At 59.6% G+C, this 14285-nt stretch carries 16 protein-coding genes; 13 read left to right on the top strand and 3 right to left on the bottom strand.

The window, feature by feature from the left end:
- The first annotated feature begins 3 nt into the window (after positions 1 to 3).
- From fliM to fliR, 6 genes are all read left to right on the top strand, one after another.
- The gene (gene fliM, locus AC3WUT_RS21745; protein WP_027476357.1) at positions 4 to 1008 is read left to right on the top strand and encodes a flagellar motor switch protein FliM; all 1005 of its coding nucleotides are present in this window, start codon (positions 4 to 6) and stop codon (positions 1006 to 1008) included.
- Positions 998 to 1438 carry a flagellar motor switch protein FliN gene (fliN, locus tag AC3WUT_RS21740; RefSeq protein WP_492349175.1) on the top strand — a complete coding sequence of 147 codons (441 nt, stop codon included), beginning with the start codon at positions 998 to 1000 and terminating at the stop codon, positions 1436 to 1438. Before fliM ends, fliN begins: the two co-directional genes overlap by 11 nt.
- Before the next feature lie 4 nt (positions 1439 to 1442).
- The gene (locus AC3WUT_RS21735) at positions 1443 to 1793 is read left to right on the top strand and encodes a FliO/MopB family protein (protein WP_492349174.1); all 351 of its coding nucleotides are present in this window, start codon (positions 1443 to 1445) and stop codon (positions 1791 to 1793) included.
- Positions 1794 to 1878: 85 nt separating this feature from the next.
- Entirely contained in the window at positions 1879 to 2589 is a 711-nt protein-coding gene (gene fliP / locus AC3WUT_RS21730) for a flagellar type III secretion system pore protein FliP (protein WP_492349319.1), read from the top strand.
- A gap of 23 nt (positions 2590 to 2612) precedes the next feature.
- Entirely contained in the window at positions 2613 to 2882 is a 270-nt protein-coding gene (gene fliQ, locus AC3WUT_RS21725) for a flagellar biosynthesis protein FliQ (protein ID WP_492349173.1), read from the top strand.
- A gap of 2 nt (positions 2883 to 2884) precedes the next feature.
- Entirely contained in the window at positions 2885 to 3652 is a 768-nt protein-coding gene (gene fliR / locus AC3WUT_RS21720; RefSeq protein WP_492349172.1) for a flagellar biosynthetic protein FliR, read from the top strand.
- 37 nt (positions 3653 to 3689) lie between these two features.
- Here fliR and AC3WUT_RS21715 read toward each other — a convergent pair whose 3' ends face one another.
- Both AC3WUT_RS21715 and AC3WUT_RS21710 read right to left on the bottom strand, forming a co-directional pair.
- A complete protein-coding gene (locus AC3WUT_RS21715) occupies positions 3690 to 4319 on the bottom strand; it encodes a response regulator (RefSeq protein ID WP_492349171.1) in 630 nt (209 codons plus the stop codon).
- Entirely contained in the window at positions 4316 to 5443 is a 1128-nt protein-coding gene (locus AC3WUT_RS21710; RefSeq protein ID WP_492349170.1) for a hybrid sensor histidine kinase/response regulator, read from the bottom strand. Before AC3WUT_RS21710 ends, AC3WUT_RS21715 begins: the two co-directional genes overlap by 4 nt.
- Positions 5444 to 5647: 204 nt before the next feature.
- On the opposite strand from AC3WUT_RS21710, the gene AC3WUT_RS21705 reads away from it, so the two are divergent.
- The 7 genes from AC3WUT_RS21705 to AC3WUT_RS21675 all read left to right on the top strand — a co-directional run bounded on the left by AC3WUT_RS21705 (position 5648) and on the right by AC3WUT_RS21675 (position 12125).
- Positions 5648 to 6094, top strand: coding sequence for a hypothetical protein (locus AC3WUT_RS21705; protein ID WP_492349169.1), 447 nt, complete (start codon positions 5648 to 5650; stop codon positions 6092 to 6094).
- A 55-nt stretch (positions 6095 to 6149) separates the two neighbouring features.
- Positions 6150 to 6512 carry a response regulator gene (locus tag AC3WUT_RS21700; protein WP_027476349.1) on the top strand — a complete coding sequence of 121 codons (363 nt, stop codon included), beginning with the start codon at positions 6150 to 6152 and terminating at the stop codon, positions 6510 to 6512.
- 39 nt (positions 6513 to 6551) lie between these two features.
- Complete coding sequence (locus tag AC3WUT_RS21695; RefSeq protein ID WP_492349168.1) at positions 6552 to 8708, top strand: chemotaxis protein CheW; 2157 nt, start codon at positions 6552 to 6554, stop codon at positions 8706 to 8708.
- Between the two features lie 27 nt (positions 8709 to 8735).
- Positions 8736 to 9221 (top strand): chemotaxis protein CheW, encoded by a 486-nt coding sequence (locus tag AC3WUT_RS21690; protein ID WP_027476347.1) that lies wholly within the window; start codon positions 8736 to 8738, stop codon positions 9219 to 9221.
- A gap of 142 nt (positions 9222 to 9363) precedes the next feature.
- The gene (locus AC3WUT_RS21685; protein WP_492349318.1) at positions 9364 to 10200 is read left to right on the top strand and encodes a CheR family methyltransferase; all 837 of its coding nucleotides are present in this window, start codon (positions 9364 to 9366) and stop codon (positions 10198 to 10200) included.
- A gap of 69 nt (positions 10201 to 10269) precedes the next feature.
- Positions 10270 to 10980, top strand: a complete 711-nt coding sequence (gene cheD, locus AC3WUT_RS21680; protein ID WP_492349167.1) for a chemoreceptor glutamine deamidase CheD — start codon at positions 10270 to 10272, stop codon at positions 10978 to 10980.
- A 29-nt stretch (positions 10981 to 11009) separates the two neighbouring features.
- Positions 11010 to 12125 (top strand): protein-glutamate methylesterase/protein-glutamine glutaminase, encoded by a 1116-nt coding sequence (locus AC3WUT_RS21675; protein WP_492349166.1) that lies wholly within the window; start codon positions 11010 to 11012, stop codon positions 12123 to 12125.
- A gap of 66 nt (positions 12126 to 12191) precedes the next feature.
- Here the strand turns inward: AC3WUT_RS21675 and AC3WUT_RS21670 are convergent, their stop codons facing one another.
- Positions 12192 to 14093 (bottom strand): ABC-F family ATP-binding cassette domain-containing protein, encoded by a 1902-nt coding sequence (locus AC3WUT_RS21670; protein ID WP_492349165.1) that lies wholly within the window; start codon positions 14091 to 14093, stop codon positions 12192 to 12194.
- Between the last annotated feature and the right edge of the window lie 192 nt (positions 14094 to 14285).

Below are 14285 nucleotides of genomic sequence, written 5' to 3'. Positions count from 1 at the left end.
TTCATGAGCGAATCCTTTCTCTCCCAGGAAGAAGTCGATGCGCTTCTGGAAGGTGTCACGGGCGAGAGCCAGAAGATTGTCGAGGACATCCCCGAAGCGGGGGCGGTTCGCAGCTACGACATCTCCAGCCAGGAGCGGATTGTTCGTGGGCGCATGCCGACGATGGAAATCGTCAACGAGCGCTTTGCCCGCAACTTCCGGATCGGCCTGTTCAACTTCATCCGCCGCAGCCCCGAGATTTCGGTGGGCACCGTGGCCGTGCAACGCTACAGCGCCTTCCTGCGCGAGCTGGCCGTGCCCACCAATTTCAACATTGTGGCCATTCGCCCCTTGCGTGGCAGCGGCTTGATCGTGTGCGAGCCGGCGTTGGTGTTTGGCATCATCGACACCCTGTATGGCGGGGTCGGCAAGTTCCAGACCCGCATCGAAGGGCGGGATTTCTCCCCGACCGAGCAGCGCGTGATCAATCGGCTGGTGGATGTGATCTGCACGGAATACAAGAAAGCCTGGCAGGGCATCTACCCGCTGGAGCTGGAGTATCAGCGTTCGGAAATGCAGCCCCAGTTTGCCAACATCGCCACGCCCAGTGAGATCGTGGTGTCCACCGCGTTCCAATTAGAAATCGGCGAGCTGTCGGGGGCCATCCACCTGTGCATGCCCTATGCGACCCTGGAGCCGATTCGTGACGTGCTGTATTCCTCGACCCAGGGCGACTCGATTGAAGTGGACCGCCGATGGGTGAAGGTGCTGACACGAGAAATCCAGGCGGCCGAAGTGACTCTGGTGGCCGAGTTGGCGCGGGCCGACGCTACCGTGGAACAATTGTTGGCCATGAAGCCGGGTGATTTCATCGAACTGGACCGCCAACCGCGCATTCGCGCCTCGATTGGCGGTGTGCCGATTTTCGAGTGTCAATACGGCACTCACAACTCAAAGTATGCGATCCGGATCGAGGAATGCCTGCGCAGCCACGATCTGAACTGGATTGGAGATAAGAATGTCGTCTGAAGAAAACCAGGATCCAGCCGACGATCCCATGGCCGGCTGGGCCGAAGCGCTGGAAGAGCAGAAGCGTGCCGATGACGGCCCGGTGCATGAGCCCGGCGGTCCCTTGTCGGGTGGCGAGCCCATGCGTTCGTCCTACGGCGGCTCGACAGGTGGCGATGGCTCGCTCAACGACATCAACATGGTGCTGGACATCCCAGTGCAGTTGTCGGTGGAGTTGGGCCGCACCAAGGTGCCCATCAAGTACATCCTGCAGTTGGCCCAGGGGTCGGTTGTTGAACTTGATGCTTTGGCGGGTGAGCCCATGGACGTGTTGGTGAACGGCTACCTGATTGCGCAGGGCGAGGTGGTGGTGGTGAACGACAAGTTCGGTATCCGCCTGACCGACGTGGTCACGCCGTCCGAGCGCCTGCGTCGCGTGAGCAAGGGATAGAGACATGTGGCAATCAATCGGGCCTTTGGCCTTGCTGGTGGGCTTGCTGGCTTTGCTCCCCTGGGGGCTGCGCTGGTTGCAGCGCCTGCAACGTGGCAAGGCTGGTGGGGCTTGGCTGTCCTCAGACCTGATCTCCAGCGTGGCCGTGGGGCCTCAGCAGCGGGTGGTGACGGTTGAGGTCGGTCCAAGCCACGCGCGGACCTGGCTTGTGCTGGGCGTGACCGCCCAGCAAGTCACCTGTCTGCAAAGCTTTCCGGTGCTTGCGCCAGGAACTGCATCCAATGCGGCTACGCCTGCCAGTTTTGCCGCGGCACTCGCCGCTTCACCTGCTGGATCGGCGAACGATGGGCATTGATTGGAAGGGCTTGATCCGCGCCCAGCGCCTGCGGGCTTCGTGTCTGGGCCGGGCGGGGGTGTTGGCGAGCGTGGCGCTGGCGTTGATGGGTTTGTTGCCCTGGTGCGCGCAGGCGCAGCCCGCCGGGCAGTTGCCGCTGTTGGTGGGGTCCGGCAGTGGCGGCACCAGTTTTTCGGTGCCCATCCAGACCTTGCTGTTTTTCACGGCGCTCTCGTTCCTGCCAGCCATTCTGCTGATGATGACGGGCTTCACGCGCATTGTGATTGTGCTGTCCTTGCTGCGGCAGGCGATGGGAACGCAATCTGCTCCACCGAACCAGGTGGTGGTGGGTTTGTCGCTGTTCCTGACCTTTTTTGTGATGGGGCCCACCTTCGATCGCATTTACGAAGAGGCCTATCAGCCCTACAGCACCAATGCCATCAGTTTTGAGCAGGCCATGGCCAAGGCTGACCCGCCCATCCGGCAGTTCATGTTGAAGCAGACTCGACAGTCTGATTTTGCGCTGTTCGCCCGTCTGGCCAAGCTGGACCCCAGCGTCACGGCCGAGACGGCGCCCTTGCGCATTCTGGTGCCCGCCTTTGCCACCAGTGAGCTCAAGACCGCGTTCCAGATCGGGTTCATGATCTTCATCCCCTTCCTGGTGATCGACATGGTGGTCTCCAGCATCCTGATGTCGCTGGGCATGATGATGCTGTCCCCCGTGCTGGTGGCCTTGCCGTTCAAACTGATGCTGTTCGTGTTGGCCGACGGCTGGAACCTCATGATTGGCTCGCTTGCGGCCAGTTTTGCGAACTGACGCGCCAACAGAGAGGGACGTTTGTGAATTCTCAAATGGTGCTGACCATCGGGCGCGAAGCGATGGAGTTGATGTTGCTGGTGTCGCTGCCTATCTTGTTGGTGGTGATGGTGGTGGGCTTGGTGGTGAGTGTGTTTCAGGCCATCACGCAAATCCATGAGACCACGCTCACCTTTGTCCCCAAGTTGTTGGCAGCGGTGGCGGTGTTTCTGGTGGGTGGGCCCTGGATGCTGACCACGCTGGTGGACTATCTGCGACGCATGATCGAGTCGATCCCGACCATGGCGGGCTAGGCGTGATCTCGTTTTCCGAGGCGCAGATCGTCGCCTGGATATCCCCGATCCTGTGGCCTTTTCTGCGCGTCCTGGCCATGTTCTCGGTGGCGCCGGTCTATTCGGTGCGCTCGATCCCCATGCGGGCCAAGATCGGGCTGGCTTTTTTGGTGGCTTTGTCAGCCCAGGCCGTGTTGGTGGATCAACCCATGATCTCGGTCAACAGCTCCCAGGCACTGGGCGCGGTGCTGCAGCAGGTGGGGGTGGGCCTGGCGATTGGTTTTGCGGCGCGCCTGGTGTTTGGCTGTGTCGAGTTGGCCGGTGAACTGATTGGCCTGCAGATGGGCCTGAGCTTCGCGTCTTTCTTTGACCCCATGACCAGTCGGCAATCCAGCGCGGTGTCGTCTTTCATGGGCAACATCGCCACTTTGCTGTTTGTGGTGATCAACGGGCACTTGATGCTGTTGATGGCGGTGATCAAAAGCTTTGAGGCGTTCCCGGCCGATGGCAACTTCCTGGAGGCCCTGGCGCAATTGAAGCTGTACCAACTCGGGGCGGATCTGTTTGCGAGCGCTCTGTGGATTGCCTTGCCGGTGATCGGGTTGCTGTTGTTCGTCAACCTGATGCTGGGGGTGATCTCGCGCGTGGCGCCCCAGATGAACATCTTCTCGGTGGGGTTTCCGGTCACGCTCAGCATCGGTTTGCTGGGCGTATCGCTGATCACCCCGATGCTGGATCAACCGGTGCTGGCCTTGCTGGAGCGCGTCATGGACCTGTTCGGGGTGCATTAGGGCGCTTGCGGATCCACCGCCGAGCCTGCGGGGTGGGTCAGACCAGGTTGTTGCGTATCGCGTAGACCGTCAGTTCAGCATTGTTGCTGAGGCTCAGCTTTTCCAGCACCCGGGTTCTGTACACGCTGACGGTCTTGGGGCTGAGCATCAGCTCTTCGGCAATGTCAGACAGGCGCTTGCCCGAGGCAATCTTCAACAGGGTTTGCAGCTCGCGCTCGGACAAGGTGGCGTGGGGCGCCTCATGGGCGGGGCGCGACAGGCTGTCGGCCAGCAACTGGGCCACTTCGGGCGTGAGGTGCTTGCGGCCCTCCATCACGGTGCGCACCGCCTTGATCAGGTCTTCAGGGTCGCCCGCCTTGTTCAGGTAGCCCTGGGCCCCGGCCTTGAGGCATCGCAGCGCGTACTGATCCTCCGGGTACATCGAGACAATCAGCACCTTGATCTCAGGGTGGGTCTCCTTCAGGCTGGCGAGCACCTCCAGGCCTCCTCGGCCCGGCATGTTCAGGTCCAGCAGCAGCACGTCGCAAGGGGAGTTGCGCAGGGCTTCGCGCAATTCAGGGTAGCTTCCGGCCTCGGCCGTGACCTGGATGTCCACGGCCTCTGCCAGTGTGTCGCGGATGCCGCGGCGCAGCATGGCATGGTCGTCGCAAAGCATCACGCGGATCATGGGTTGTCCTCTTCGTTGGGGGGCTGGTCGGGCGCATCGTCCATGGGCACCGTGAGCGTGATCGCGGTGCCACGCCCGGGCTGGCTGCTGATGTCCAGCCAGCCACCGGCCATTCTGGCGCGCTCCTGCAAACCTTTGAGGCCGAACGACTTGGGCTTTTCGAGTTCGTCGCCCTGAATGCCCCGGCCATTGTCCGAGACTTCCAGGGTCAAGGCAGCCCGGTCTTCGGCAATATCGATGTCGACCCGGCTGCATTGAGCGTATTTCGTGATGTTGGTCAGGGATTCCTGGGCGGTTCGGTAGGCCACCAACTGGACGTCGCGCGATGCCCGGCTGCTGGTGCCTCCCTCAAGGCGTGCCTGCAGGCGTGCCGGAATGCCGGTGCGGCGGGAGAAACTGTCTGCCAGCCATTGCAGGGCAGGCACCAAACCTTGATCCAGGATGGGTGGGCGCAGGTTCAGCATGATGCGCTGGCTGGCGCCCAGGGCGTGCTGGAGCATGTCCGAGGCCGCTCGGATATGGGCGTCCATGGGTTCGCTGGTGCTGTGTCGGCTCAGCCAGGCCAAGTCGAACTTCACGGCGGTGAGGGCGCCGCCGATGTCGTCGTGGATCTCGCGCGCGATCGCGCTGCGCTCTTGTTCGATCGAGCTTTGCAAGTGTTCCGCCAACTCGGCCAGCCTTTGCTGCGAGGCCGCCAATTCGCGTGCCGCATGTTCTCGTTCGCGATGGGCCTGGTGGATTTCAAGTGCCCGGGTGATGGTGTGCGCCAGCTTGCCGATGCTGTCCTTGAGCAGGTAGTCGCTGATGCCTTGTTGAATGGCTTGCACGGCGGCTGTCTCACCGATGGCGCCTGAAAGCAGGATCACCGGCATCTGACTGGCCAGGCCTGCTTTTTGCACATGCTGCCAGGCATCCAGTGCGTTGAAGCCAGGCAATTGGTAGTCAGCCAGAACGATGTCGGGGCGGGAGGCCAGGGCCCGGTCAAAGTCTTCCAGGGTGTCGACGCGCTCAATGGAAAACTGCAGGCCGGCGCGCTGCAGGGCCAGTCGAGCCAGGTCATGGTCGACTGGGGAGTCTTCCAGATGAAGGATGCGCAGCGATGGGCCGGTCGATTCGTGAGGCATAGCTCAATATGATAGAGCACGCATGATCATCTTCATGGGTGTATGTCCGGGGTGCAGTTTGCGCAGCTTTTTCGCAAAATCAGGGCTGCCGCCTGGCTTTTTTGTGGTCTTGATCGGGCGCAGGTCATGCGCCTATTGCAAAATGCTTTGGCAGTAACGGTGAATTGCAAACGCTAGAAAGTGTGTCGTGGCGACGGAGAAAAAATGCAACCAGCGCTAGAAAATTCCAACGAACCGGCTGTTCACCTCCCCGTCATGGCGGTGGCCGAGATACAAGATTCATTGTTGGTGGTGATGCATGATCTACACCGCCTTGAAGGCTTGCTCAACCATGCGGCTGACAATCTGTTGGATCGCTTTGGTGTGGCCAATCAGAGTCTGTCCGAGTTGGATGTGGCGAGTTCGGAATCGATAGGTCGGGTGCGGGATGCACTGAAAAGTGCGGTCACGGAACTGCAGTTCCATGACATGGCGACCCAGTTGATCACGCACACCACCAAGATCCTGCAAGGATGCGCATTCCGACTGGCCTCCGAATCCATGGGCAATGACGAGGGCGAAGAAGCTGCGCCTTATGCCGATCAGATGCCGGAGCGGCCAAATCCCGTCACTCAGAGCGAAATGGACGCAGGGTCGATCGACCTTTTCTGACGCCCGCGCCTGTTCCCCCTAACCAAGCTGATAAATATAGTTGCTGGAGCCTTAAATGCAATCGATTCTCGCCGTTGATGACTCTCCGTCCATGCGCAAGATGGTGTCCTTCACCTTGACGGGTGCTGGGTACAACGTGGTGGAGGCCGTGGATGGTCAAGACGCTTTTGAAAAGGCTCAAACCCACCACATCGACCTGGTTCTGGCCGACCAGAACATGCCCCGGTTGGATGGCATCGGCCTGACGCGTAAGTTGCGCGAGCATCCCAAATTCAAGACCATTCCTATCTTGATTCTGACCACTGAGTCGAGTGACCAGATGAAACAGGCGGGGCGCAGTGCAGGCGCGACTGGCTGGTTGGTCAAACCATTTGACCCCAATCGCTTGATCGAAGTCATCCAGAAGGTCATTCGATGACCGGACACTTTCTTCAGTTGACGTTTTCAGGAGCAAGGCATGGCTGAAGTGCATGACGGTGGAAGTTCTGGTGCGGACTTTGATCTTAGTCAGTTTTATCAAATTTTCTTTGAGGAAGCTGGTGAGAATCTTGACTTGATGGAGCAGATGCTTCTGGAGTTGGATCTGGCCAGTGCCGATGACGAAGAGCTCAACGGCATCTTCCGTTGCGCCCACTCGATCAAGGGGGGGGCTGCGACGTTCGGTTTCTCCGATGTGGCCGAGTTGACCCATCACATGGAATCCCTGCTGGACAAATTGCGCCGGCGTGAGTTGAAGCCGATTCCCCAGATGGTGGACGTTCTGCTGGAGTCGGCTGACGCCTCCCGCGGGCTGTTGGCAGTGCATCAGGCGGGTGGAGAAGGAACGCCTCCGTCCACCGAAGACTTGGTGCGGCGTATCAGTGAACTGGCCTCGGGTGGTGTACCTGCGGCACCCGCGCCCGCACCGGTGGCCGCAGCGGCGCCAACGCCCGTGGCGGCGCCGGCACCTGTTGCAGCCCCTGCAACCGCAGCAGCGGGTGGGATCCGTTCGCTTGAGATCGTGATCGGCCCCTTGGGTCGTCCGGAACAGGCCGACGCCATCCCGGAGTTGTTCCGCGATATCCCTGGTTTGGGCACCATCGAGGCACGCCCGAGCTCGCAGGCGGACCTGCGCGTTTTTGCCGTGGAAACAGCTTCATCGGATGACGAGTTGCTGGATTTGTTTGTCTTCCATGTGGCCAAGGATCAGGTCAAGATCCGTGACTTGGCCGCAGCACCTGCGCCGGAAATCCCTGGCTTTGGATTGTTCGATCCGGTAGAACCCCCGGCCGTGGTGCCGTCCGCATCGGCTTCGCCGGCACCCGCTTCGGGCTTCGGTTTCTTTGCCGGCGCGCCCGGTGTTCCGGAAGCGGCTGCAGCACCGGTGACGAAGGTGGTCGAGACCGAGGTGGTCAAGTCATCTGTGCCTGCCAAGGCTGCCGAGCCCAAAGCCCATACGCAGGCTCAATTGGAGGCCGCGACGATCCGTGTGGCGGTGAACAAGGTGGATCAACTGATCAACCTGGTGGGCGAACTGGTGATCACTCAGGCGATGTTGGCGCAAAACAGCCGCAGCCTGGACCCGGCTCTCAACCAGCAGTTGCTGGCCGGCTTGGCCGATCTTGACCGAAACACCCGCGACCTGCAGGAATCGGTCATGTCGATCCGCATGATCCCCATGTCCATCGTGTTCAGCCGCTTCCCGCGGATGTTGCGTGACCTGGCCAACAAACTGGGCAAGAAGGTGGACCTGATCACCCAGGGCGAGGCCACTGAGCTGGACAAGGGACTGGTGGAAAAGATCACTGATCCGCTGACCCACCTGGTTCGCAACAGTTGCGACCATGGCATCGAGTTGCCCGAGGAGCGTCTGGCCAAAGGCAAGTCGGCTCAGGGCACCATCACATTGTCTGCGGCACACCAGGGTGGCTCGATCGTGATCGAGGTGCGCGATGACGGACGAGGCCTGTCGCGCGAGAAAATTTTGGGCAAGGCGCGTGAGCGTGGCCTGGATGTTTCCGACCAGATGAGTGATGCCGATGTTTGGCAGCTGATTTTTGCCCCGGGCTTCTCGACCGCTGAGGTGGTGACCGATGTGTCTGGCCGCGGCGTCGGCATGGATGTGGTGAAGAAGAACATCTTGGCCCTGAATGGCACGGTGGAGATCGATTCGGCCGAAGGCTACGGCATGAAGGTGTCGGTGCGTCTGCCGCTGACGCTGGCCATCATGGATGGCATGTCGGTGGGGGTCGGCGACGAGGTCTACATCCTGCCCTTGTCGTCGGTGGTGGAGTCCTTCCAGGTGAACGACGACTCTGTCAGCACCGTTGCGCAGGGCTCGCAGCTGGTCAAGGTGCGTGAAGAGTACATGCCGGTGATCGAGTTGGAGAAGGTTTTCCAGGTGCCGCGCTTCGATTTCGAGAAGAGCAGCAGCATCATGGTGGTGGTCGAGGCCGAGGGCAGCCGTGTGGCGCTGTTGGTGGATGAACTGCTGGGCCAGCATCAGGTGGTGGTGAAGAACCTGGAAACCAATTACCGCAAGGTTCCAAACGTGTCGGGTGCCACCATCCTGGGCGACGGCAAGGTGGCCTTGATCCTGGATACGGCGGGCCTGGTGCGGCGCGCTCGTCATTGAGTCTGTGAGTCTTTGAAGGAGAACATCATGAGTGTGATCGGTAAAACTTCTGAAGGTGCCCCGGCCGGTGCTCGTGAGTACCTGACCTTTCGCCTGGATCAGGAGGAGTACGGGATCGACATCCTGAAGGTGCAGGAAATCCGGGGCTATGAGCCCCCGACACGCATTGCCAATGCACCTGAATTCATCAAGGGTGTTGTGAACCTCCGCGGCACGATCGTGCCCATTGTGGACATGCGTCTGAAGTTCAACTGTGCCAACGCTGAGTACAACAACTTCACGGTGGTGATCATCCTGAACCTGCGCACCCGTGTGGTGGGTATCGTGGTGGATTCGGTGAGCGATGTGATGGAGTTGTCGCCCGACAACATCAAGGCTGCACCAGACATTGAGAGCGTGATCGACAACGGTTGCATTCTGGGTCTGGGTTCGGTGGGTGAGCGGATGCTGATCCTGCTGGACATCGAGAAGCTGATGTCGGGTGTGGACATGGGTTTGGTGGCGGCCATTTGAGCCTTTCTTCGTTCCCGTTTGAGACTGCCTCGGCGAGCCATCTTCCCGCTTGGGGTGTGCTCGCAGATAAGGATGCCCAATGATGTCCAGCATGCACCGAGTTGATGCCGGCAGTTCCTCTGTCAAAGACAAGGCGCCGGCCATGCCCGCCACCAATGGCCCGGTCATGCAAGGACGAGAGTTCGTCTGGACCGATGCGGACTTCTCGCGGGTGCAGTCGCTGATCTACCAGCGAGCTGGCATCAACCTTCACGATGGCAAGCATGCGATGGTCTATAGCCGTCTCTCGCGGCGCCTGCGCGAAACCGGGCACACCAGTTTTCGTGACTACCTGAGTTGGTTGGAAACGCATGATGGCCCCGAATGGCAGGAGTTCGTCAATGCCTTGACGACCAACCTGACGGCGTTCTTCCGTGAACAACACCATTTCGAGATTTTTGCAGCCCACCTTAAATCACGGCCTACTGGTTCGCCTTGGAAGGTCTGGTGCAACGCGGCGTCGACGGGGGAAGAACCTTACTCGATTGTGATGACGGCTTTTGAGACGCTGGGCAACAACGCTCAGTTCAAGTTGACCGCCAGTGACATCGACTCCAAGGTGCTGGCGTCGGCAGCCCAGGGTGTTTATCGGCTCGACAACCTCAAGGGCCTGACACAGGAGCGATTGCAGCGCTTTTTCATGCGCGGCAAGGATTCCAACGCGGGTCTGATTCGGGTGAAGCCTGAACTGCGAAAAGCCATTGAGTTTCTGAGCGTCAATCTGATCCGCGATGACTGGCCGTTCAAGGAACCTTTTGATGTGGTTTTTTGCCGCAACGTGATGATCTACTTTGATGCACCGACCCAACGTAAGGTGTTGGAGCGAATTCATCGCGTGCTCAAACCCGGTGGAATGTTGTTTGTCGGGCATGCCGAGAACTTCAGTGAGTCGCGTGACCTGTTCACCTTGCGTGGCAAGACGGTCTATGAGCGTCGGTGACGCCAACCCATTCATGATTTGTCGACCATGACACTTACGCCAAACAACCCGTTCCCATCGCCTCGCGGCATGCCCTTGCCGGCCGGCGTTGATCGGCGACAGGCGCCACGCATTCAACCTGTGTCGCCCAACGCCTACAACACGGCGGGGGCCAATGGGGCGCGGACCTCGACATTGGAGGAGCTCAAGCTGAAATCCCGCAAAGCAGGGGAGGCCAGTTTCTTCTACTTCGATCACCATTTCCAGTACAACGCCGTCAAGGTGTTGCCCGGTGAGTACTTCGTGGCCGATGAAAACCTGGTGATCATGACGGTGCTGGGGTCGTGCATTGCCGCCTGCATCTGGGACAGTCGCTCTCTGGTCGGGGGGATGAACCACTTCATGCTGCCAGAAGGCGAAGGCGGGGATTCATCGGGTCGCTATGGTTCGTACGCGATGGAATTGCTGATCAACGAATTGATGAAGCAAGGTGCCCGACGGGAGACCATGCAGGCGAAGATCTTTGGTGGTGGTGCTGTGATGGCCAATTTCACAACCATGAATGTGGGGGAGCGCAACACCAAGTTCGTGCGTGACTACTTGCAGACTGAGCGCATCCCGGTGGTTTCCGAGGACGTGTTGGATATCTACCCACGCAAGGTCTGTTTCTTCCCGGTCACGGGCAAAGCCATGGTCAAGAGGCTGGCCCACGCCCATCCCGAAACCATGGCGCAGGAAAAGCGCGGCAACGTGGCGACGGTGGTGCAAACCACGGCCGGTGGTTCTGTGGATCTGTTCTGATTTCGATGGGATAGAAGAGAAAAATGGGGATGTCAAAAAAAATCCGAGTGGTGGTGGTGGATGATTCGGCGCTGGTTCGCAGCTTGTTGTCCGAGATCATCAACCGGCAGCGCGACATGGAATGTGTGGGGACGGCCAACGATCCGCTGATCGCTCGGGAGATGATCCGGGAGTTGAATCCGGACGTGATCACCCTGGATGTTGAAATGCCTCGAATGGATGGGATCGACTTCCTGGGGCGCCTGATGCGCTTGCGACCCATGCCGGTCGTGATGATTTCGACGCTGACTGAAAAAGGCGCCGAGGTGACCTTGAGGGCACTGGAGTTGGGCGCCGTGGATTTCGTGGCCAAGCCCCGTGTCGGGCTGGCCAACGGCATCAATGAATTGGCCAATCAGATCGTTGACAAAATCCGTGTGGCGTCAGTGGCGCATGTTCATCGGGGGCATCAGGACCTGCATGTGGCTGGTGCCGTGCAGGCACCGTCTGGCGGCGCAGCAAGTGTCACACCAGCCCGTCCCGCCCCGACTTTGCTCGGGCGCTTGTCTACTGAAAAGATCATTTTCATTGGGGCCTCCACAGGGGGAACCGAGGCCATCAAGGAGATCCTGGTGCGCATGCCCGCGGACTCTCCTGCGATCGTGATCACCCAGCACATGCCGCCAGGCTTCACCACCAGTTTTGCCGCACGGCTCAACGGCCTATGCCAGATCACGGTCAAGGAGGCTTCGAACGGTGAACGAATCCTGCCCGGTCACGCCTACATCGCCCCGGGCGGACGCCAGTTCCGCATTGATCGCAGCGGTGCCAACTACGTCGCCGTGGTTGAAGACACGGAGCCGGTGAACCGGCATAAGCCCTCGGTTGAAGTCTTGTTCAAATCGGCTGCGTCAGTGGTGGGACGCAATGCCTTTGGCATCATGTTGACCGGAATGGGCAACGACGGTGCCAAGGCCATGCGCGAAATGAAGGATGCCGGTAGCTACAACTATGTGCAGGACGAAGCCAGCTGCATCGTGTTCGGCATGCCTCGTGAGGCCATTGCACACGGCGCTGCAGATGAGGTCTTGCCGCTCGACAAGATCGCTGGGGCATTGCTGGCCCGATTGGGTGGTACCACCGATCGGCTGCATCACCGCATTTGAGTTGGGTTAGGCGATGACGACGGCGTGAACTGTTGGCCAGTCACGCCGAAGGGCGTGATGGGTGCTTCAGTTCGACAATGTCTCCCAGCGTTCCAATGCATTCATCAGGGCTTCTTCGATTTCCGCGTTGCGCTGGGTGAGTTGCGTGGCCTTGGCTGGATCGTTGGCATAAAGTTGCCCGTCGGCCAGTGCAGCGAGCAAGGCTGATTGTTCTGTTTCCAACTGCTCGATCAATGCAGGCAGGGCATCCAACTCTCTTTGTTCTTTGTAGCTGAGTTTGCGCCGAGCGGCCACCTGCTGAACCGGACCGCTGCTCACCGAGGCTTCGGCGGCGGCAGGTTCATTCTTCACGGGGGCTGTTTTGCCAGCCTCCTTGGCCGCACTGGCCAAGATCTGCCGCGATCGTTGGGACTGGATCAGCCAGTCTTGCACACTGCCTTCGTATTCTCGCCATTGGCCTTCACCTTCCCAGGCGATGGTGCTGGTGACCACGTTGTCCAGAAAAGTCCGGTCGTGGCTGACCAGGAAGACGGTGCCATCAAAGTTCTGGAGCAGGTCCTCCAGCAATTCCAGGGTATCAATGTCCAGGTCGTTGGTCGGCTCGTCCAGAACCAACACATTGGTGGGGCGGGCGAACAGTCGGGCCAGCAACAAGCGGTTGCGCTCGCCGCCAGACAGCGTGCGGACCGGAGAGTTGGCGCGGGCTGGAGAGAACAGAAAATCGCCCAGGTAGCTCTTGACATGCTTGCGCTGCTGACCGATTTCGATCCACTCGCTGCCTGGGCTGATGAAGTCGGCCAAGGTCGCGTCCAAGTCAATCGCTTGTCTCATTTGATCGTAGTAGGCCACCTGAAGATTGGCACCCTGCCGAACTGTTCCTGTATCGGGCTGTAGCTCGCCCAGAATCATTTTCAACAAGGTCGATTTGCCAGCACCATTGGGCCCAATCAGCCCCACTTTATCGCCACGCAAAATCGTCCCCGTGAAATCACGCACGACGGTTCGCTCTCCGAAGGATTTGGTGACATGAGCCAGTTCGGCAACGAGCTTGCCAGACGGCAGCCCAGAAGCCACATCCATTCGCACACTCCCCAGGGCTTCGCGACGCGCACTTCGCTGGGCCCGCAGCTTTTCAAGGCGTCCGATGCGGCTTTGGCTGCGAGTCCGGCGGGCCTCAACGCCTTTGCGAATCCAGACCTCCTCTTGAGCCAGGAGCTTGTCTGCCTTGGCCGCAATGACAGCCTCCTGGGCCAGTTGTTCTTCCTTCTGGATGAGATACTGAGCAAAGTTGCCTGGATAGGAGCGCAGGTGGCCTCGATCCAGCTCAACGATGCGGGTGGCGACCTGGTCGAGGAACGTCCGGTCGTGTGTGATCGTGACGACGCTTCCTTTGAACTCTTTCAGCAGCCCTTCCAGCCACTCGATCGAATCCAGATCCAAGTGGTTGGTGGGCTCATCCAGCAGAAGTACGTCAGGTTTGGCGACGAGCGCCTGTGCCAAGGCAACCCGCTTCTTTGTCCCCCCAGAAAGAGTGCCAACTTTCGCATCAGGGGCAAGATGCAAGCGATCTAAAGTTTCCTCGACGCGCTGTTCCCAATTCCATGCGTCATAGGCCTCGATCTGGGATTGCAGTGCGTCGAGATCAACGCCCTCGGCGCCAGACAAATACTGGTCTCTTAGTGCGATGACCGTAGACAGTCCAACGCTCGCAGCCTCGAATACGGAGTGATCGGGTTCAAGAAGGGGTTCTTGGGCCACGTAGGCGATTCGGAGCCCTTGCTGCACTTGGAGTAAGCCGTCGTCGGGTTTTTCAAGCCCGCCAAGGATCTTCAGCAGTGAAGATTTGCCAGCTCCGTTGCGACCGATCAAGCCAACGCGCTCGGTCGATTCAAGAGAAAAGGTGGCGCCATCGAGCAAAGCGACGTGCCCAAACGCCAAGTGGGCGTCAAGTAAGGTTAGGAGTGCCATTGGGCACAGATTATCGGCGCCCTTGCTGTTGCGTGCCCTTCCCCGGCGGGCTAGTTCGGCCGAAGATCGCAGCAGAAGCTTCCGGGAAGCCACTCTTGTTTCGGGCCTGATTTTTTGTGTATACTAGCGGGCTCGACTGCACAGAACAGTGCTTAGCGAGGTGGCTGGGGTCTGATGGCTCTGGGTGCTTGG

The organism is Curvibacter sp. EU05-FHT14A10 (assembly GCF_058791075.1).
Note: the sequence above shows the minus strand (reverse complement) of the source record. Positions and strands in the feature narration are given on the sequence as shown.

Bases quoted from the DNA above. Each gene is read 5' to 3' on its own strand.
- fliM (WP_027476357.1), top strand. From the start codon at position 4: ATGAGCGAATCCTTTCTCTCCCAGGAAGAAGTCGATGCGCTTCTGGAA.
- fliN (WP_492349175.1), top strand. From the start codon at position 998: ATGTCGTCTGAAGAAAACCAGGATCCAGCCGACGATCCCATGGCCGGC.
- AC3WUT_RS21735 (WP_492349174.1), top strand. From the start codon at position 1,443: ATGTGGCAATCAATCGGGCCTTTGGCCTTGCTGGTGGGCTTGCTGGCT.
- fliP (WP_492349319.1), top strand. From the start codon at position 1,879: ATGGGTTTGTTGCCCTGGTGCGCGCAGGCGCAGCCCGCCGGGCAGTTG.
- AC3WUT_RS21715 (WP_492349171.1), bottom strand. From the start codon at position 4,319: ATGATCCGCGTGATGCTTTGCGACGACCATGCCATGCTGCGCCGCGGC.
- AC3WUT_RS21710 (WP_492349170.1), bottom strand. From the start codon at position 5,443: ATGCCTCACGAATCGACCGGCCCATCGCTGCGCATCCTTCATCTGGAA.
- AC3WUT_RS21705 (WP_492349169.1), top strand. From the start codon at position 5,648: ATGCAACCAGCGCTAGAAAATTCCAACGAACCGGCTGTTCACCTCCCC.
- AC3WUT_RS21700 (WP_027476349.1), top strand. From the start codon at position 6,150: ATGCAATCGATTCTCGCCGTTGATGACTCTCCGTCCATGCGCAAGATG.
- AC3WUT_RS21695 (WP_492349168.1), top strand. From the start codon at position 6,552: ATGGCTGAAGTGCATGACGGTGGAAGTTCTGGTGCGGACTTTGATCTT.
- AC3WUT_RS21690 (WP_027476347.1), top strand. From the start codon at position 8,736: ATGAGTGTGATCGGTAAAACTTCTGAAGGTGCCCCGGCCGGTGCTCGT.
- AC3WUT_RS21685 (WP_492349318.1), top strand. From the start codon at position 9,364: ATGCCCGCCACCAATGGCCCGGTCATGCAAGGACGAGAGTTCGTCTGG.
- cheD (WP_492349167.1), top strand. From the start codon at position 10,270: ATGCCCTTGCCGGCCGGCGTTGATCGGCGACAGGCGCCACGCATTCAA.
- AC3WUT_RS21675 (WP_492349166.1), top strand. From the start codon at position 11,010: ATGTCAAAAAAAATCCGAGTGGTGGTGGTGGATGATTCGGCGCTGGTT.
- AC3WUT_RS21670 (WP_492349165.1), bottom strand. From the start codon at position 14,093: ATGGCACTCCTAACCTTACTTGACGCCCACTTGGCGTTTGGGCACGTC.